Source organism: Microcystis sp. M_OC_Ca_00000000_C217Col (assembly GCF_007095585.1).
In the GTDB taxonomy this organism is placed as follows: Bacteria; Cyanobacteriota; Cyanobacteriia; order Cyanobacteriales; family Microcystaceae; genus Microcystis; species Microcystis panniformis.
In genome coordinates this window covers 19,831-38,722 of record NZ_SFBV01000200.1, presented here as the reverse complement: position 1 = coordinate 38,722, position 18,892 = coordinate 19,831, and the positions used below count along the sequence as shown (strand labels likewise).

At 41.0% G+C, this 18,892-nt stretch carries 13 protein-coding genes; 5 read left to right on the top strand and 8 right to left on the bottom strand.

From position 1 onward, the window contains the following. Positions 1-192 precede the first annotated feature (192 nt). The 3 genes from gcvT (at position 193) to EWV66_RS11980 (ending at position 5,324) form a co-directional block, all read left to right on the top strand. Positions 193-1,299 carry a glycine cleavage system aminomethyltransferase GcvT gene (gene gcvT, locus EWV66_RS11990; RefSeq protein ID WP_052275535.1) on the top strand — a complete coding sequence of 369 codons (1,107 nt, stop codon included), beginning with the start codon at positions 193-195 and terminating at the stop codon, positions 1,297-1,299. 136 nt (positions 1,300-1,435) lie between these two features. Further along, entirely contained in the window at positions 1,436-3,166 is a 1,731-nt protein-coding gene (locus tag EWV66_RS11985; RefSeq protein WP_052275534.1) for an Rqc2 family fibronectin-binding protein, read from the top strand. Between the two features lie 586 nt (positions 3,167-3,752). After that, entirely contained in the window at positions 3,753-5,324 is a 1,572-nt protein-coding gene (locus tag EWV66_RS11980) for a TIGR04222 domain-containing membrane protein (protein WP_052275533.1), read from the top strand. A gap of 153 nt (positions 5,325-5,477) precedes the next feature. Here the strand turns inward: EWV66_RS11980 and EWV66_RS11970 are convergent, their stop codons facing one another. The 4 genes from EWV66_RS11970 to EWV66_RS11955 form a co-directional block, all read right to left on the bottom strand. Further along, positions 5,478-6,362, bottom strand: a complete 885-nt coding sequence (locus EWV66_RS11970; RefSeq protein ID WP_052275532.1) for a hypothetical protein — start codon at positions 6,360-6,362, stop codon at positions 5,478-5,480. 226 nt (positions 6,363-6,588) lie between these two features. Further along, on the bottom strand, positions 6,589-7,953 hold the full coding sequence (locus tag EWV66_RS11965) for a DUF3370 domain-containing protein (RefSeq protein ID WP_052275531.1): 1,365 nt from the start codon (positions 7,951-7,953) through the stop codon (positions 6,589-6,591). Between the two features lie 247 nt (positions 7,954-8,200). After that, the gene (locus tag EWV66_RS11960) at positions 8,201-8,650 is read right to left on the bottom strand and encodes a YlqD family protein (protein ID WP_072923740.1); all 450 of its coding nucleotides are present in this window, start codon (positions 8,648-8,650) and stop codon (positions 8,201-8,203) included. Positions 8,651-8,711: 61 nt separating this feature from the next. Further along, complete coding sequence (locus EWV66_RS11955; RefSeq protein WP_287107655.1) at positions 8,712-10,631, bottom strand: long-chain fatty acid--CoA ligase; 1,920 nt, start codon at positions 10,629-10,631, stop codon at positions 8,712-8,714. 509 nt (positions 10,632-11,140) lie between these two features. On the opposite strand from EWV66_RS11955, the gene EWV66_RS11950 reads away from it, so the two are divergent. Together EWV66_RS11950 and EWV66_RS11945 are read left to right on the top strand one after the other, a co-directional pair. After that, a complete protein-coding gene (locus EWV66_RS11950; protein WP_052275529.1) occupies positions 11,141-11,731 on the top strand; it encodes a Uma2 family endonuclease in 591 nt (196 codons plus the stop codon). 5 nt (positions 11,732-11,736) lie between these two features. After that, positions 11,737-12,297, top strand: a complete 561-nt coding sequence (locus tag EWV66_RS11945) for a Uma2 family endonuclease (RefSeq protein ID WP_052275528.1) — start codon at positions 11,737-11,739, stop codon at positions 12,295-12,297. A 51-nt stretch (positions 12,298-12,348) separates the two neighbouring features. Here EWV66_RS11945 and EWV66_RS11940 read toward each other — a convergent pair whose 3' ends face one another. From EWV66_RS11940 to EWV66_RS11925, 4 genes are all read right to left on the bottom strand, one after another. Next, positions 12,349-12,582 (bottom strand): hypothetical protein, encoded by a 234-nt coding sequence (locus tag EWV66_RS11940; RefSeq protein ID WP_012268074.1) that lies wholly within the window; start codon positions 12,580-12,582, stop codon positions 12,349-12,351. 78 nt (positions 12,583-12,660) lie between these two features. Beyond that, positions 12,661-13,302: an OmpA family protein gene (locus EWV66_RS11935; RefSeq protein ID WP_052275527.1), complete on the bottom strand. Its 642-nt coding sequence runs from the start codon at positions 13,300-13,302 to the stop codon at positions 12,661-12,663. A gap of 6 nt (positions 13,303-13,308) precedes the next feature. Then, positions 13,309-15,630, bottom strand: a complete 2,322-nt coding sequence (locus tag EWV66_RS11930) for a methyl-accepting chemotaxis protein (protein ID WP_287115968.1) — start codon at positions 15,628-15,630, stop codon at positions 13,309-13,311. 92 nt (positions 15,631-15,722) lie between these two features. Further along, positions 15,723-18,878 carry a tubulin-like doman-containing protein gene (locus EWV66_RS11925; RefSeq protein ID WP_287107657.1) on the bottom strand — a complete coding sequence of 1,052 codons (3,156 nt, stop codon included), beginning with the start codon at positions 18,876-18,878 and terminating at the stop codon, positions 15,723-15,725. Between the last annotated feature and the right edge of the window lie 14 nt (positions 18,879-18,892).

Sequence of the window (18,892 nt, the reverse complement as noted above, 5' to 3'; positions counted from 1 at the left end):
GATAGTGATCGATCACTGTTTACTGGTCACTGGTCACTAATAACTGATAACTGGTCACTGATAACTGATAACTGGTCACTGATAACTGATAACTGATAACTGGTCACTGATAACTGGTCACTGATAACTGATAACTGGTCACTGATAACTGCTATGCTACTCTAGGCAGAAAACCATTCGATCGAGAACACCGTGGCCAACCAAGAAGCAACTTCCCCCGCTATTCGTACCCCCTTATACAATTTAATTGCCCAACAAACCAGCAAATTTACCCCTTTTGCGGGTTGGGAGATGCCGATACAGTTTAGCGGCTTAAAAATCGAACATAATGCTGTCCGCAACGGTGTCGGGATGTTTGACATTTCCCACATGGGCAAATTTATCTTAACTGGAGATAATCTGGTTCAATCTCTCCAAACCCTAGTTCCTTCTAATTTAGCCCGTTTAAGGGCAGGAAAGGCACAGTATAGCGTTTTACTTAACCCGGACGGTGGCATAATCGATGATATTATCTTTTACTACCAAAGCGAAAGCCAGGGCCTGTTAATTGTTAATGCCTCAACTACCGATAAAGATCGAGAATGGATTTTAGGCAATTTAGAGGGATCGGGGGTCAAATTAGAAGATTTATCGCGAGAAAGGGTCTTAATTGCCCTGCAAGGACCCAAAGCATCCACAATTTTACAGCCCTTGATCAGGGAAAAATTAAGCGATTTTGGCCTATTTAATCACTGGGAAAGCCAGCTTTTCGGGGAAAAAGTTTTTATCGCTAGGACCGGTTACACGGGAGAAGATGGGTTTGAAATTATGGCCACCCCTGAAATCGGGCAGCAACTTTGGACGGAATTCTTAAATTTAGGGGTGACTCCCTGCGGTTTGGGGGCCCGGGATACCCTGCGTTTAGAGGCAGCTTTAGCCCTTTATGGACAGGATATCGACGATAGCACGAGTCCCCTAGAGGCTGGCTTAAATTGGTTGGTTCATCTGCCAGAAAAAGGCGATTTTATCGGTCGTGATGTCCTGGAAGACCAAAAACTTAATGGTGTCAATCGGCTCTTGGTGGGATTGCAGATGTCCGGCAAACATATCGCCCGTCACGATTATCCGGTAATATTCGCTGGGGAAATGGTGGGTAAAGTCACCAGTGGCACTTTATCACCAACTTTAAACACAGCGATCGCTTTAGCCTATCTTCCCACACCTTTCGCCTCGATCGGACAGGCGATCGAAGTGGAAATTCGCGGCAGCACCTACCCCGCTACCGTCGTTAAAAAACCCTTTTATAAAAGTAAAAAGTAAAAAGGTGATCGAGGTTAGGTGGCTTTTCAGTGAACAGTAATCAGTAATCAGTGAAGAGAAAACGGCAACTGCTAGATAACACTGTCCACTTAAAACTCAAATCTGATAACTGATAACTGATAACTGATAACTGAAAATGCAATCCCTAGACTTTACCACCCTCAGTGCCACTTGTGCCGAAATTGCCGCCGCTTGGCTGCCGGCCAGACTAGAACAAGTGTATCAAATTGATCGCCAAACGATCGCCCTCCATTTACGAACCTTCGATCGCAAAGGATGGTTAATTATTTCTTGGCATCCCCAAGGGGCGCGGCTGCATATTGGTGATCCACCGCCAAAAGTCCCCGATACCTTCACTTTCAGCGATCAATTGCGTCATCAACTCAATGGTTTTGCGCTGACGAAATTAGCATTTGTTGCCCCGTGGGAAAGAGTCATCGATCTGCAATTTGCCCAACGTCCCGATGATCCGGCGCTGTGGCATTTGTATATAGAAATTATGGGCAAATATAGCAATGTGATTTTAACTGCGGCTGACAATCAAATCGTCACCGTTGCCCATCAAGTCAATGCCACTCAGTCTAGTGTTCGCACCGTACAAACGGGACAAATCTATCAACTACCCCCCGTTTTATTGGCAACAGACCCCAGTTTAGAAGAATCCTTAAGCAGTTGGCAAGCTAGGGTTAGTTTAATCCCTAAAACTATCGAAAAACAGTTAGTTAGTACCTATCGTGGGGTTAGTCCCGTCATCGCTCGATCGCTGTTACAAAAAGCCAAAATTAACCCGAAATTAAACACGGATCAGTTAGATAATACTGATTGGGAAAAGCTCTTTTCAGCTTGGCAAGAATGGTTAAAAATCCTTGAAAATAAAACCTTTCAACCGGGATGGACGAGAGAAGGTTATACAGTTATCGGTGGGGAGATGCTGGCAGCGGCTAAAGATGTCCAAGAATTATTAAACCGTTATTATAGCGAGCAAATTAATCAAGAAAGCTTTCGACAACTACAGCAAAAATTAAACCAAAAAATTACCTCTTTACTGACTAAACTGCAAACTAAAGCGGCGGGATTTCAAACAAGACTAGCAGAATCTGCTCATGCTGATCGCTATAAAGAGCAAGGGGATTTATTAATGGCCAATCTGCAGCAAATACCGCAGGGAATGACTAGCATTACTTTGGCAGATTTCGAGACAGGAACCCCTGTAATTATTCCTCTTGATCCCGAAAGAAATCCCGTACAGAATGCCCAATATTTTTATAAACAACATCAGAAATTAAAAAGAGCGCGGTTAGCGGTGGAACCTTTATTAGAGGAAGTGGTTAGTGAAATTAATTATCTCGAACAAGTGCGATCGAGTTTAAGTCAACTAGAAAATTATAGCGGCAGCGAAGATTTAGAGGCATTAGACGAGATACAAGAAGAATTAATACAACAGAAGTATTTAGAAAGCAATTACCAGCGTAATCGGACGAATAATAAAGAATCCGAACCCATGCGCTTTACTACTCCCTCTGGAGTCGAATTATGGATTGGCAGAAATAACCGTCAAAATGATCGGCTAACTTTTCGTAGCGCCAGCGATTACGATATCTGGTTTCATAGTCAAGAAATCGCCGGTAGTCACGTTTTACTCCGTTTAACCCCCGGTACAGTTCCAGAAGCCGCCGATCTGCAATTTGCCGCCGATTACGCCGCTTATTATAGCCGCGCTCGCCATAGTGAACAGGTTCCCGTCGTCTATACCCGTCCCAAATACGTCTATAAACCCAAGGGCGCCAAGCCCGGTATGGTGGTTTACAAACAGGAAACGGTAATCTGGGGCTGTCCTCAGAGGGTTGAAGATTACCGCAAAAAATAATTTTTTACCAAATTGTTTACTTTTTTTTACACAAAAAGGGTATTGTCTGTTACAATTGTTACTAGAGAGACAAATGCAGTTCAGGCGCTTGGGAACGCAAGAACTATATTTCCTCGGATTACAACAACAAACAACAGCAAACCAGTGGTAGCAGCCAATAGTCGGGGGAAAGACACAAAAAACCGACTATTTAGGTGATATTAAAGCAACCACTGGTATTTTATCTTCACCTAACCGGTTCTGTCAGTTTCCTCAACTTTCTTTTGGGTTTCCGAGACTTAGGGACTTGCGCTTTGATAATGTACCTTTTGGGCGAACGCAGTGCGCCCCTACATTGTGGACAAAATCCGTTACTGTAGGGGCGCAAAGCTTGCGCCCTCCGATCGATTGGGATATTATTCCCACGCAAGTCCCTTATTGCCCAGATGAATGATTTTGATTGTTGAGAATATTTGCTCTATCTTTGGGATGAAAGAGGGATAGTTAGCATCCAGCTTTTTGTAAAGAAATTTAAACTGCACGCATAGTTAAGCCTCTTCGGCCTAAATAAACGACTAGAAACAGTTTTTTTCGGGAGGCCCGGTTTATGGATAGCCCATTAGGGACGATGAACTTTCAACAGATAGAACTATATAAAAGAATTCAGGCATTTGCCTTGGATCGGCCAGATAGTCAATTATCTTTCAGCCAACGATTAGCAAGAGATAACGGCTGGTCCTTAGGCTATACTCAGAGAGTGATCGAGGAATACAAAAAGTTTATATTTCTAGCCGTTGCAGCAGGACATCCAGTCACGCCATCCGACCAAATCGATCAAGTTTGGCATTTACATCTGACCTATACGCGATTGTACTGGCAAGAGTTCTGTCCCAAAATTTTGCAAACCACATTACATCACGAGCCGACTCGTGGGGGTTCATCCGAGCAATTAAAATTTGGCAGTTGGTATAGCAAGACGCTAGAAAGTTACGAACAGTTTTTTGGACATATTCCCCCAATAGATATTTGGCCTAAACCCAAAGACCGATTCGGGCGAGATTTGCATTTTATCCGGATCAATACTCAACAAAGCTGGGTTTTGTCAAAACCTAATTTCACAGTCTCCGTCAAACCACAACTGCGAAAAATAGGCATCTTTACCTTTTTAGCCTTCCTTTCACTGATGATAACTGGCTGTCAGATAATCTCCCAAATTCCTAACCCAATGAATTTTACAGGTCCGGAATTTTTAACCTTCTATATTTCCCTAGGAGTGATGGGAATCGCTTTGGCAGCCTGGCTACGTTTTTCCCTGTGCCTAGTTAGCACTAATACAAAGCAGCAACCTGATTTAAATACTTACGAGATAGCTTTCTTGGCGGGGGGCAATCATCGCCTGATTATGGCCGCAATCACCAGTTTGGTAAAACAAGGCTATGTGGAGGTATTAAAAGAAAAATCACCATTTGGAAGAACACAAAGCAAACTGGTGGTGACAGGAAAGATCGATGCTATTGCCGATCCTGTAGAAAAGGCGGTTGCACAAGATATTTTGGCCACTGATGGGGCAATTAAACAGGTTTTCCAGAAGTCTCAAGGAATGAAAGATAGCATTCGTTCCCGCCTAGAACAGCTTGGTTTGTTTCTGAGCGATGCCCAAGCATTGAAAGCGCAAATTTATCCATCATTGATTGTGGTTATTCTTCTAGGAATAGGCTTGTGCAAAATGGCGGTGGGAATTTCTCGCGATAAGCCAGTTGGTTTACTTCTCATCTGTATATTTGGGCTTCTAGTTTTGGGAGCAAGGTTTTTTGTCAAACCACAGCGTCAGCGCAGCCGTTATGGAGAGATCATTTTTAATGATTTAACAAATCGCTTACAACATTTAAAAACAGCCAATAGCAGCGATTCTGAACTGGTACTTGCGGTGGCGTTGTTTGGAGCAACAGTTCTGATGGCGGATATGGCTTTAGCAGACCTGTATCAAATGCTGACTCCCATAGCCGCTGCTAGTAGCGGCAGTGGTAGCGGCAGTGGTAGCGGCAGTGATGCCGGCAGTGGCGGCAGTGATGCCGGCAGTGGCGGCAGTGATGGCGGTGGCGGCAGTGATGGCGGTGGTGGCGGCAGTGATGGCGGTGGCGGCGGTTGTGGCGGTTGTGGTGGTTGTGGTGGTGGTTGATTGAGTTCAAGGCTATTAACAGCCGCTCGCTCGTTCCGTTGAACATTCCCGCCACCGTAGCCCTGTTAATTTTTGCCTTAATCTCCTCTCTGGTTTGATTGCTTACTGCCATCAGCCGAAAAAATCCTCCTTGAACAGGGAATTTTATCGCTTCTACTTAACCCCAGTTCGGGTTAAGTAGCCATTTTTCAGGAGAAAAGCTCTTAGGGCAGTGGGAAAGTCTGGATATTTTCCGATCGCTATACTTTCGCCATGGATATCGAGACCCCAATCGGAGTTTTTATCGTAATTAGCGAGAAGAAATTGCCAAGCTTCTTGGTATTCTCCTAGTAGAATTTTCTGTGCCACATAACCGGCCAAAATGCCATTAACTTCGGCTTTTTCTTTTTTAGCTAACTGAAAAGCTTTCAACATTGCTGCTAAAGTTTTTCTTAATTCTTGGGGATATTTTCTGGTGACATCTGCTAATTTACCCTGTTGAAAAGTATAAATTCTCGAGGGAGGAAAAGAGGCGGCGTAGGAACTAAAAGCATACAAAAAAGCATTATCAACGGTGATAAATTCATAATTATTATCTCCATCTAAATCTTCAAAAGAACCACCACTACCATCTAAAAAACCCGTTTCTTCTCTAATAAATTTATCTTTTTGCCAAGTATAAATTACCAAAGATGTGCAGCAATGAGCGCCGCCGCTATAGGTGGAGACGATAATCTCATCGATGCCATTATTATCTAAATCTCTTAATTCAACATAGCCAGATCCAAAGGCACTATAACCGCTATTTTGCTGATAAATTTGCCCGTTATAAAAGATTTGATAAGACACATTATTAATATCAGAATTATCATCAACTTTCTCGTTTAGGTCGATAGGTTGATAGCTAACTTGTACCTTAATTTTCCCCGATCTAACCACTTGATTTCTGAGGGGTTGACCGGCATCAAAATCGAGTTTAGTCACGGCTAAACTCGCAGCTGCATCGCCCAAGAATTGAGATAATAAGCAGCAAATAAAGCAAGTTTTGCTAATATTCATCGGCTAATTCCCAGAGAGAGATTAATATCAGTGTAAGTAGCTGGTTATAATTAAATTTAAAATGGATTTTAGGTTCGATCCCCCCTAGCCCCCCTTGATAAGGGGGGAAGCCGAAGGCGGGGGGATCCCCCTTAATAAGGGGGGCATCTGAAAGTTTTTAATACCCACCTACTTATCTTACTTATTTTTACCGACAATCAGCCGTTAACTTTTCGAGAAAAACTATCTATTCCAAAGTTTTAACGCTCAAAACTTGGGGAGGGGTGGCATCGGGGGGATAGAGAAAATCGAGATTAACGTCGCGTCGGGCGCCAGGGGGAAGTTCCACCTGCACTAAAGCTTCTCCCTGTTGTCCTTCCCGTTGAACGAGATGGAAAAAACGTTCCTCAGTGCGTCCCAGTTCGTTACGATAGGTAACGCGCACTGCACCCCGGAAAAATACCGGTCCCTGGACGGGTTCAACAAATAGCAAGCGATCGAGATAATTATCTTCTTTAATTGGGGTTTGAATACTCAAAACCACCACCTGGGTTTTGCTAGTGTTGTTATATAGAGGTAAAGTCAGATAGTAGTGAACACCGTAGTTACCGTGAGCTTTGAAAGCCGTATCGGGATAACGCACTAACATGGGGGCGCTTTGGATTTGTCTGGTTCCGAAAGTAGCTGCTGTCACCGTACTTAAAGGATAGGCAAAAGCTTGACCAGGTTGAGGAATGGTGAGATTAATTCCCCCTTTGGGATCGACAATCCGGGTTGCCCATTCCGAACCGACAGAAATTCCGGCCACGCGACCATAAAAATTTCTTCTGCCGGGGAACCATTGATCGGGGGGAGTGGGGGGAAAATCACGAGGAGCGGCCAAATCACCTCTAACTAATAGGGTACGCCATTCCTCTAGGGTAGGGGGACGAAAGCTTTCTATTTCCCGATCTTCGATTTTGACTTTTTGGGGAACTTCGTAGAGGGCTAAATTAGCCATATAGACCGGTCCATCGCTGTAGAGACGCAGGAGAGTCGAGCGGGCGCTACTTCTGGGGATAACCAGATCGAAGAGCATCCGACTTTGGCCCGGGGGAATGACGATCTGGGTGGGAAATTGGCTATCATGGCGACGACGCATGATATCGCCGGCTAAACGGGAACCGGGACCGGAAAAAACCCGGCCGTTGGGATCTTCCACCAGAGAGGGCAAATCGACAAAAGGGGCATCGGCGGAGGTGACGTAACTGACTCCTTGCAGGATGCGGATAACCAGGTTTCTGGAGGTGGGATTAGTAACGATCAGGCCCTGGTGTAAGTCGCGATTGGGATCGGTTTGACGAGCGATGTGGTGGGTGAAAACGTCAAAACGTCCTTGTAGGGGATGATTGAGATGGGCTACGGGATAACGTTTTCCTTTGCCGGGGAAAGTGGAGAGGAGAATTCCCTCTTTTTCTACGACTTCGGGACTATTGCTATTAAAAACTAGAACGTCATTTAGTTGACCGGGCAACTGACGCACTTCCTGATATTGGGTGATTAATTTCCTCTCTATCTGGGGCAAGACCGAGGCGGACTGAGCTAAAAGAATAGTGGGTAAGAAAGAAAGCATAGAGATTCCATATTTATAGGATCTAATTAAGGGTGAGTCGATGGAGAGGTGAAGTTATAGGACAATATAAGCGAGTTTGTCTTGGCGATCGATAAAGAATCTTAATATATTTTTAAGGTCTGATCAAGTCCTGTCAGGGATGATGTGAGCTAGGGGCGGTTTTCTGGGTTAGCAAGGGAGAAAAACCCTTGCTATTGCCGATTTTAACCGTTAAGTTGACAGGGACGGGTAACTGCTCACCCTAGCTTTAAATTTCGCCGCGAATGTCTTCGACGATGCCATCTCTAAGGACGAGTTCCACATTCATTTTGGCCACTAAGTTATCGCCTTTTTCGACGCGGAAAAAGCTTTCTAGTTGTGCTTGGGCGACTTCTTGATTGAGTTCCAAGAGTTGTACCTGTTGCAATTGTTGCAGATACTGGTTTTTTTGTTCGAGAAACTCACTTTTCTGTTGATTGACTTGGATTTGAATATTGTCAATCTGTTGGGCAGCCGCGGGGGGTAAGGGGATCAGACTCTGACGCTGAATTTCTGCGATCGCTCTTTGTCCTTGGGTTTCTAATTGTTGAATTTGTGCGTCAATTTGAGCCATTTGTGCTTGTAATTGCTGTTGTGCTTCTTCTTTCCAGCGCGGAGTCACGATGACTTTAATTGTCACCGGGCGCTTCAGTAATAAACTGGTTTGTGCGTCATCCATGATTTGCTTATCCTAAAAAGGTCTTTTTGTCAAGGGGTTAGGGAATATTTGCCAGAAATATTTACTTGGCAAACATCTCGTTAATCATATCGCGATAGCGTTGCGTTACTACCGGTCGTTTAATCTTTAAAGTTTGGGTCATCATGCCGTTTTCTTGGGAAAAAGGCTCTAAAATTAACTCAAAGGTTTTAATCTGGTCATCGGCACGATAACCGGGCCGATTTCTCACCTCGCGCTTTAATTCTTGTTGGTAGAGAGCTAAGACTTTTTTGCTGTAGAGATCGCTAGAAAGAATCATTGAGCGATCGCTGTGAAGATCGGGTAAATTTAAGGATATTTTCTGTTCTTGGGCCCAATTGGCCAGTATATCAAGATTAGGCACGATCAAAGCCCCCAAAGCTTTTTGATCCTGTCCCACTAGCATAATTTGGGAGATAAAGGGACTGCGTAAACAAGCATCTTCAATCGGTTGCGGTTCGATATTTTCACCATTGCTCAAAACAATTGTATCTTTGGCCCGTCCGGTTAAGACTAAATCCCCAGCAGCGGTTAACCAACCAATATCACCGCTATCAAACCAACCATCGGGAGAAATCGCTTTTTCGGTTGCTTCCGGTTTTTTATAGTATCCCTGCATCACCTGCGGACCGCGAATCAAAACTAAACCGTGTTTTTCTGTGGGTAAGACTTCTTTGCTCTGTAAATCGACAATACAGATTTCTGTCTGAAAGACGGGACGACCGGCAGACCCGCGCAGGTTATGATCGATACGACGGACGGTAGCCACAGGAGAAGTTTCTGTCAGTCCATAACCAACTAAAATCGGGATTCCGGCAATCTCATAGAAAGTATCTAGATGTCTGGCTAAGGAACCACCGCCACTAACCAAGATTTTAACTTTATTTCCCACTGCTTGGCGAATTTTGCCATAAACTAGCTTGTCACCGATGGCATGGAGGGGATAGAGTAAGAGGGATTGAATTCTTGCTTTTAGTCTTTCTCCGGGGGAAGCATGAAGATGATCTAGACTGAGATTATCAGCGATACGTTTAGCAATAACGTACTTTTCCGACTTTTCTAGCAAAAATCGCACTAATTTCTGTTTTGTGGCCGATTGTTCGCTAAATTGTTTTTGGATACCCTCGTAAAGAGATTCCCAAAGACGGGGAACTCCCACCATTAATTGCGGACTAAACTGCTTTAAATCCTGCTTAAAAGTGCGAATACTGGTATAAATCTGGGTGCAACCTTGAGCTAGACTGAAATACTCACAACTGCGCTCGTAGGAATGCCATGAAGGTAGTATGCTTAGAACTCGATCCCCAGGATCCGGTTGAAAGATAGCATTTAAGTTGCGTACCTGATGGAGGAGATTACCATGACTTAACATCACCCCTTTTGGTTGTCCCGTCGTTCCCGATGTGTAGATGAGGGTAGCCAGATCATTTTCGCTCTTGGTGATGGGTTTAAGGGTGTTCTCAGCCCCGATCGCCATTAGTTGCTTGAAATTTAAGGTCTGCACGGAAATCGCCCCAGTAGCGGGGTCTTCGTCGGTGAGCAGCACGATTAATTTTAGGGGCAATTCAGGGATTTTCGCCAGCAATTTGCCTAAAGTTTTCTTATTTTCGACAATCAGCGTCTGACTGTCACTATCGGCCAGAATATAGGCTAATTCCTCTGCATCTGCTTGAGCAGATCGTACCGCATTGGCGGCCCCGGCTGCCATGGAACCTTGGTCGGCAATAAACCACCGGGGACTATTATCGGCAAATAAAGCGACATTTTCGGTTTCTGTGACTCCTAATGCTTGTAAAGCGGCGGCAAATTGCTGAATTTGTTGATAAAGTTCCCGATAGGTGATAATTACTTCCGGTTTACTGTGGGGATCGTGCAGGGCGATAATATCGGGGAAACGCTGGGCAACTATTGACCAAACTTCGGGTAAAGATTGAATATTTGAATAGTCAATTAGGGTTGTCATAACAGTAGTTATAGAGGGTTACAAGAGTAATAACATATAGATTAACCATTCGAGGCTCTTTTTGCCGGTTCTCCTAGACAGTATTTCAACAGGTATCTAATCCTGCAAAGTTAATTTCCTAGTCGAGACTCGGAGAGAGGAGACTTTTCAGTTATCAGTGAACAGTGAACAGTAATCAGGGAATGTACTGTTACTTAATACTGCTTACTGATTACGGAAAAGGCTAACGGCTTAGATGTATAATTAATTTTGCTTAGGTAAGTGGTTCTAATTAAATAGAAGATAGATTTTGCCTCTGATCCTTCCCTACCCCTACTATGAATCAACCCTACTATGAATCAACCCTACTATGAATCAACCCTACTATGAATCAACCCTACTATGAATCAACCCTACTATGAATCAACCCTACTATGAATCAACCCTACCCCTTAATAAGGGGGGTGCCGACAATTTTTAACACCTACCTGCTTAGGTACTTAATAAAGTTGTAATTAGCAGAAAAAACGATGATTGCTCTATCTAACTATAATAATCTCACTCCAGAAGAATATCTTCAGTTTGAAGAGAAAAGTACCATTAAACACGAGTATATCGATGGACAAGTTTACGCCATGGCAGGGACGACGGATACTCATAATATTGTTGCGGGGAATATATACACAATTGTTCGTAATCATTTGCGTGGTTCCGATTGTCGGGTTTATTTTGCCGATGTGAAAGTCAGATTAGAGAAGCGCAATCACTTTTATTATCCTGATATTATTGTCACCTGTGATGACAGAGATAGAGAAACTGCTACCTACAAAAGTTTTCCTAAATTGATTATCGAAGTTCTCTCCGATTCTACAGAAGCTTTTGACAGGGGGGATAAATTTAATGATTATCAAACTCTAGAAAGTTTAGAGGAATATGTCTTAGTCAATAGTAAACACCAACGAGTAGAAACTTTTCGACGGGGTGAACAGGATTTATGGATTCTGCAAACCTATCAGCAAGAAAGTTTTAGTTTACAGAGTATTAATATGACGGCATCTTTTCGGGATTTATACGAGGATGTCACCCTAGAAACGGTTAATGATACTCCCCAAATTCCTTAAAAACCATGATTGCTTTATCTAACTATAATAATCTCACCCCAGAAGAATATCTTCAGTTTGAAGAAAAAAGTCCCATTAAACATGAATATATCGATGGACAAGTTTACGCCATGGCAGGGACAACGGATACTCATAATATTATCGGACTCAATTTCACTTTTATCATTCGTAATCATTTGCGGGGTTCCAATTGTCGGGTTTATTTTGCTGATGTGAAAGTCAGATTAGAGAAGCGCAATCACTTTTATTATCCTGATATTATTGTCACCTGTGATGACAGAGATAGAGAAACTGCTACCTACAAAAGTTTTCCTAAATTGATTATTGAAGTTCTCTCCGATTCCACAGAAGCTTTTGACAGGGGTGATAAATTTAATGATTATCAAACTCTAGAAAGTTTAGAGGAATATGTCCTAGTCAATAGTAAACACCAACGAGTAGAAACTTTTCGACGGGGTGAACAGGGTTTATGGATTCTGCAAACCTATCAGCAAGAAAGTTTTAGTTTGCAGAGTATTAATCTGACGGCATCTTTTCGGGATTTATACGAGGATGTCACCCTCTAGGGAATGAAAAATCATTAAGGTACAACCTCAAAAGGTTGATTTCCATACCGTTTAGTCTTTATCATCTAAAATATTTGTAAAAACTTCTTCTACTCGCTCAGATAAATCTGATGGCTGAAAATAAACTCGTCCAACTCGTCCTTTTAATTTTTGGTCTAGAGTTTCTGGAGTGGAAGAATTGGAAGATTGATTAGGTAGAATGGTCAATCTCACTCGCTGACCAGCTAATTTAGCACTATGCTGTAAAATTTCTTCCCAAGTCCCCTCTAAAGTGTTTTGTTCCATAGATATTGATTTGAATTTCGTTCTTTCCTCAGTGTAACAAGCAAAAGATAAAAAAACAAATTTCTAGATTTTTTTGCCTTATTGTTTTTTACCGGGGGGAATAAAACGGATTTCAATTCTGCGTCTGCTTGCATCTGCGTCACGATTAACCGCAGCTAATTTACCCGAGGGTAGGTATAACTGTCCTGCGGAAAAAGCTCGAAATTTGACGTTTTTGAGTTTACCTGTGTTTTCGATTTCTTGGACGACTGCTAAAGCGCGCATTAATCCTAAATCAGTGTTAGAACCGGGTACTAGCATTTTAACAGATTGTTTTCTGCTGGCAACCGATTCGATATTTTTATCGAGATTACTTGTCTTTTGTATTCCCTGTCCGTCGGTGTGTCCAATTACTTGAATAAAGTCGATTTCTCTGTCTTTGGTAATGGTTTCGATAGCAGGAATAATGCGCTGACGAATATAGGTTTTTAAAGCTGGGTTTAATTGGGCACTTCCCGACTGAAATTTAAATTTTCCTGATTTTTCATCGATAACTATGGGGGTTGCTGTTTGCAGTTTTCGGTTAGCTTCCTCCAGTTTGCTGATGAGATTATAGGACTGAAAAAGTGCCAAGAGGAGAAATAAACTCAGAATCATGAAAGCATTGGACATTAAATCGGTAAATGCGGGATAAACATCCACCGATTTATCTTCATCTCGGTAGTAGGTACGTCTAGACATAATTGCTTAGAATTTGTTAGTGAAGTTATCAAATATGGTGTTAATGTCATCCTGAACATTTTTTTGAGTAGGATTAGGGATTGTCTCAAAAAGTTTTTCTATCTTATCCTTTAAGTTAGAAAATTCAGACTGAACATCTTTTTGAGTAGGATTAGGGATTGTCTCAAAAAGTTTTTTAAGTTCTTCCAACTTCTTATTTAACTTATAAATGTCATCCTGAACATTTTTTTGAGCAGGATTAGGGATTGTCTCAAAAAGTTCTTCTATCTCATCCTTTAAGTTAGAAAATTCAGAACGCATATCGTTAATTTTCTCCAGTTCTGCTAAACATTTTTGAATTTCTCCATAGATGTGTTCAATCATTTTCTGATTCGATTTATTTTCCTTAGCGATAACTTTCTCTAACTTATCTCGCAAAGATTCTAAGTTAGCAGTTAATTGACTGGTGTTGGTGTTCACTGAATTAATTACTTGAGAAAAATCTGATTTAAGGCTGCCAAATTGATTGGCTGTTTTCTCAATAGATTGGGAAACTGCTTTTAATTGTTCTGAGTTCTTAGTTAATTTATCATCAACTACCATCCCTAAGTTATTGCTTAAAAGGTTTAACTCAGACTGTAAGCTTTCCTTGACTTGAGTAAGTTGCTCTGTCACTGTACCAATTAACTGAGACAAGTTAGCATTAGTCACCTCTGGATTATTACTAGAGCGCTCAATGCCATGGGAAGCAGTGAGGATTTTATCGGAGGTTTGGGATAGTCTTTGCTCAAGACGATTGATAAGTTGATTGCCTAATTGTTTCGACTCGGAGTTAAAACTGTCTTGATAGGTTTTCACAGTTTCGATTAATTTTACTAATTCTCCCTGGATGTTAGATAACTTTTCTTGTTCGGTGACTGATCGTTGCTGATTTTGTTCTAGGATTGTCTCAGATTTTTGATTCAAGTCAGTAATTTTTATTCCTAACTCAACCATAGTTGTCATTGAACGCTGGAAGTCTTGAGTTAAAGAAGCTAGAGATTGAGTTGATTGGTTTAAATCTGTAGTAGAATTGGCAAACTGTTGATGAGCAGTCATTAAATCTGCGGTTGCTTGCACTAACTTATCGGCAAATTGACTACTTTCGATTTTTTCGGAAGCTTCCAGAAAACCTACCGCACTATTTTGTAATTTTTGAGAAGATTCTTGGATATTTAAATACACTTGTTCTGCTAAATCGTTAGCTCTTTTATTACTGCTGATAATCTCCCCGATATTCTGCTCTAGTAGTGCAGTGGATTGAGAAAATCTCCCTTGAGTTTCTGCTAAACTAGCGGTAAACCTTTCGATATTACCAGAGAAGTTACTTTTTTCAATTAACTCTGACGCTTGTTTAAAAAGCAGTACACTATTTTTTAGTTCCTGAGAGGATTGTGTAAACTCTCGGTTTGCTTGCGTGATAATTGGTACTTGCTGGTTAAGTTCAAAAGCTGAACGCTGAAAAGTCGTCGCACCGGTAGATAAAGTTCCTGCGGTTTCAGTTAATCTTTCACAAACCTGGGTGACTAACTTAGCTGTTTCCTGATTACCATCAGCAATTTCTTTAGCAACTTTTCCTAAAGAAGATTCTAATACTCTCGTCACCTCGGTATGAAAGTTAGTCAGAAATGCTTGCTGTTTATCCACCATGCTATCAACCGCTTTATTCAAGCGACTATTCCCTTCTACAGTCGGCTGCAAGATGTTATCTAAATAGTCTTCTAGGGAACTAATTAGATTTACTTTAGCAAGGTGGGTATTAAAGATTAAGTTAATCACAGTCAGTAAAGAACTACAAGCTAAACCAATTAAGCTAGTGATAAAAGCAATCCCCATACTTTCTAGGGGAGTTTTGAGCTTTTCTCCTAAACTTTGCACATCGACATTATTGATATCGATAAGTGTGCTGATTCCCGTCAGATTGAGAGTAATTCCGAGGAAAGTTCCCAACAAACCAAAAGCGAGGAGGAGATTGGGTAAGACTCTTACAAAATAATCCCATTTCTCGCAGCTAAGAGATTTAGACATGAAAGTAAATTGTTCTTCATGGTATAAACCATCTACCAAAGCTGCGGTATTAACATCATCTAGTTGACTACTGGCTATCTTAAATCTATTCTCTAGATTAGAGATAATTTTAGGTTGAACCCCGCGACTTTCTCCCCGAATTAAGCGCTTGACTTTTACAGTTGACTCTTGGAGATGTTTATAGAGAGCAATCCGGATTCCCAGAGTTAAGACGGTGGGAAAAATAACCAAGACTAGAGTTAAAACAATCAGATAGGGGGGAAAAAGGTTAAGTAATGCCATGATAGTTATTGGATACCTCGAATTGTGGTTGATAGAGAGAGTTAGGGGGTGAATGTTTCCTCAGATAGCTGGGGAAACATTATTAAGATTGATTAATTTGACCATTCATCAGTAGTGCTAACCTCTGGGGGTAAACTGGGTTGACTACTGTTATTATTTGTTCCCAGTAAAGTTTGTTGCTTTTGCTGTTGTTTGTCGAGTTTTTTCTGTTCAGCAGCACGTTTTTCTAGTTCCATTTTCAGTTGATTAACAAAACGGGTGATAATTCCTTCTTTTGCCTCCTGTCGAGTATTTCCATCTTGTCCAGCTACCTTATCTTTGTAGCGATAATTGGGGTGATAGGAGGGTAAATTTTTGACATTGTTGACAAAATAGCTGACGTTCTGGAAATAATCACCCTCGTTAGTAAATAATAGAGGAGGATTAGCCAAAATCTCATTTTTTGCCTGATTAAGCAGTATCTGTAAAGCATTAATCATGTCCTTACGAGATGCAAATTGTTCTAAAGCAAGTCGCCAATTACCGCTAATATCGATAATGGACTTATTGTTAAATAAATCGCCTTCGATGACTAATTGATAAGTATCATCTTCCTCATCGTATTCTAGTAAACCGAGAGCAATTGCGGGATAGAAAATAAACTCTAATTCCTCAATTAATTTCGCAGGTGGTGGGATAATATCAGCAAAATCTATCCTGTAATCATTGTGTAAAATGCTTATTCTCTTTTGGTCTTGATAGATTTTTTGTAACCCAGATAAATCAGTAATGATTCTTAGGGGAAACCCACCAAATTCGTAGGTAATTAGGATTTCTTCGTCCGTTTGAATTGATTTAAAAGAAGTACCCCGATTAATATTTAAATCAGATTCGAGAGTCTTCAGGAATCTTTGCATGGTGGGTGAATTATCATCCTTAGTCCCAATTAGTAATGCTTTATCTGGTTCCAAGCGATAGTAAGCATCATTAACATTTATGGGTAACATTAAATCAGCTTCTCGCAGAATTTGCGCCAAGCGTTCAGGAAAATCATGGGGTTTATATTGACCCATAAATCGCTTAATTACTGCATCAATCTTATTAGTGCTTACTGATTGAAACTGTTTCTCAATTGTTGCTGTTAGGGTCTCTTTGAGAGTCTCATTATCAATAACAAAGGATTGGCTAAATAAACTGAATAAGGAAGCATTATAGCCTAAATTATTAGTGACTTTTTGGCTAACGGAAATGTATTGAGTTCGGGAGTTACTGTCAGGGATACAGTTATCAATATTCTCCTCTGGGAAAATACCTTCCCCAGTCATCTCGTCGAGATTTAACTGCATTAACTCCTGTTCGTATTTATCGTATTCTGTGATTAGCTGATATAGGGATTCTTTCAGTTGTTGTATCTGCAGTATTCGACTAGAAATATGCTTGAGAATCGCTTCAACAATCTTTCTGGATTCCCCATTGATGCTGAAATTAAAGTTCTGCTGAATTAATTTTTGTCCGCTTTGAACGTAGTCTCTTAACTCGGCCTTGATTCTCTCACTATTGGCATTTTTATTAAACATCTTGAAGACAGACTTTTTCCCGTTTATATCTTCGAGAGTTTGTTTAACATTTCGCCAAATGTTATCAATTTTTTCCGAGGAATGAAACCCTTTATTATCCTGAGATAATTCCTCTAGATTCCCCTTGTAGGTATTAATCTGTACTTGTAAAGCGACCAAAAAAGATAGGCTATTTTCCAAAGAAAATTCTAAGCTATCAGGATTAAGAAGAATCTCCAAAAATTGGTCAATATCTGACTTAAATTTTTCGATTAACTTGGGTTGCGTTTGTTGGGTCAGAGTTAACCAGATTCCGCGACTGCTATCTGTTTCTCCCCCTTGTACTTTGCGAAACTCTTTTTCTAGGGATTGCTTGACGGTTTGGGGTAAATTCTCCAAATCTTGACTATTGGATATTTCTTCCTCTAGGGAATTTTTCCAAGAGGTTAAAGTCTTAGAAAAAGTTTTATTATTCTCTAGGGTTGCTTCTTCCAATCTGGCAGTAAAATCATCCTTATTACTTTGAGTACTCCAATTAGCTAGGAACTTACTTAATAACTCTTGTCCACTGGGACTTTGACCATATCCCTCTAACCAAAATTTGATTAATTTGAGACTAAAACGATTGAGACCAATCTGCACAATTCGGTCGCGAGTAAAATAAATCCTCGCTAGTCCAAAGGAGATATAACCTTGACACATCTGAAAAGGATGATTATCTTTACGAATCATCGGGTCTTTATAGTTATCCCGATTGCTTTTGATGTGAGGAGATAACTCATCGGCAAAATCCAAGAAAATCTTGTAAGCAATGACGTTACATAATTTACCTTTGTTATTAATCCGGTAATCTCCCGCAGTGCGATTAGAAACTAAGTAGGCAAAATCAAAAGGAGAACGTTTTTCATCGATGTTGACGAAATTTTGTTTATCATAACAGACTTGAAAGGAATTACTTTCATTGGTATAATGGTCTAACTCTTTCAAAGCTGCATAGGTATTAGCTCTCATAATTGCCCCATCACCATAAAGTTTAGGACTAATTATTAAATAACCAAAGGATGTATATTCGGCGGTTTGTTGTAAAATATGACGCAAAGTATAGGCCACATCGAGGAAAATACCGCTACCAGTTCCCCCACACAAAGAACCGACAACAAAGACATTTAAACCCTCTTGGACATTAAAACTTTGACCATTAACTTTACCGCTAAACATAAAGGGTTCATGACCAGAAGTTCGTCTTTCCGCTGCTTCAATTGCCTCTTGAATTTTTTGATAGTTATGGAAGAAAGCTAAACGACCGACGGGACGAATACCCCCCGCACCATTTTCAATGGCAGTTATTTGTTTTTTTAGTCTTGGGTCTAACCAGCTTTCAATATGGGAAAAGGGACTTTCAAAAAGGGTTTTGTGTTCAAGTTCAAAGATTAGATTGTTAACATCCTGAGCATTCATATTAATGAATACTCTTTCGGCAGCTGATAGAAGAATTTCTTCCCCGTGATAGCTATTTCCTGTGGGTAAACCCGAACCATTGAAAGCGTTTTTGTCTGTGTCAATATGAACAAAACTGACAACGGGTAGGTTAGATAACTTCCCATACTTATCAATAATAAAGCGACGAATTCTCATTAACACATCTCGACCAGTACCACCTAATCCGATGATAACTGTCCGTTTGATAGCGCGGGTTTGACTGGTGTTAGCCATGGTTTAAATCTCCT

Excerpts from the sequence above, each read along its gene's own strand:
- EWV66_RS11985 (WP_052275534.1), top strand. The coding sequence starts at position 1,436 with ATGCAATCCCTAGACTTTACCACCCTCAGTGCCACTTGTGCCGAAATT.
- EWV66_RS11980 (WP_052275533.1), top strand. The coding sequence starts at position 3,753 with ATGGATAGCCCATTAGGGACGATGAACTTTCAACAGATAGAACTATAT.
- EWV66_RS11970 (WP_052275532.1), bottom strand. The coding sequence starts at position 6,362 with ATGAATATTAGCAAAACTTGCTTTATTTGCTGCTTATTATCTCAATTC.
- EWV66_RS11965 (WP_052275531.1), bottom strand. The coding sequence starts at position 7,953 with ATGCTTTCTTTCTTACCCACTATTCTTTTAGCTCAGTCCGCCTCGGTC.
- EWV66_RS11960 (WP_072923740.1), bottom strand. The coding sequence starts at position 8,650 with ATGGATGACGCACAAACCAGTTTATTACTGAAGCGCCCGGTGACAATT.
- EWV66_RS11955 (WP_287107655.1), bottom strand. The coding sequence starts at position 10,631 with ATGACAACCCTAATTGACTATTCAAATATTCAATCTTTACCCGAAGTT.
- EWV66_RS11950 (WP_052275529.1), top strand. The coding sequence starts at position 11,141 with ATGATTGCTCTATCTAACTATAATAATCTCACTCCAGAAGAATATCTT.
- EWV66_RS11945 (WP_052275528.1), top strand. The coding sequence starts at position 11,737 with ATGATTGCTTTATCTAACTATAATAATCTCACCCCAGAAGAATATCTT.
- EWV66_RS11940 (WP_012268074.1), bottom strand. The coding sequence starts at position 12,582 with ATGGAACAAAACACTTTAGAGGGGACTTGGGAAGAAATTTTACAGCAT.
- EWV66_RS11935 (WP_052275527.1), bottom strand. The coding sequence starts at position 13,302 with ATGTCTAGACGTACCTACTACCGAGATGAAGATAAATCGGTGGATGTT.
- EWV66_RS11930 (WP_287115968.1), bottom strand. The coding sequence starts at position 15,630 with ATGGCATTACTTAACCTTTTTCCCCCCTATCTGATTGTTTTAACTCTA.
- EWV66_RS11925 (WP_287107657.1), bottom strand. The coding sequence starts at position 18,878 with ATGGCTAACACCAGTCAAACCCGCGCTATCAAACGGACAGTTATCATC.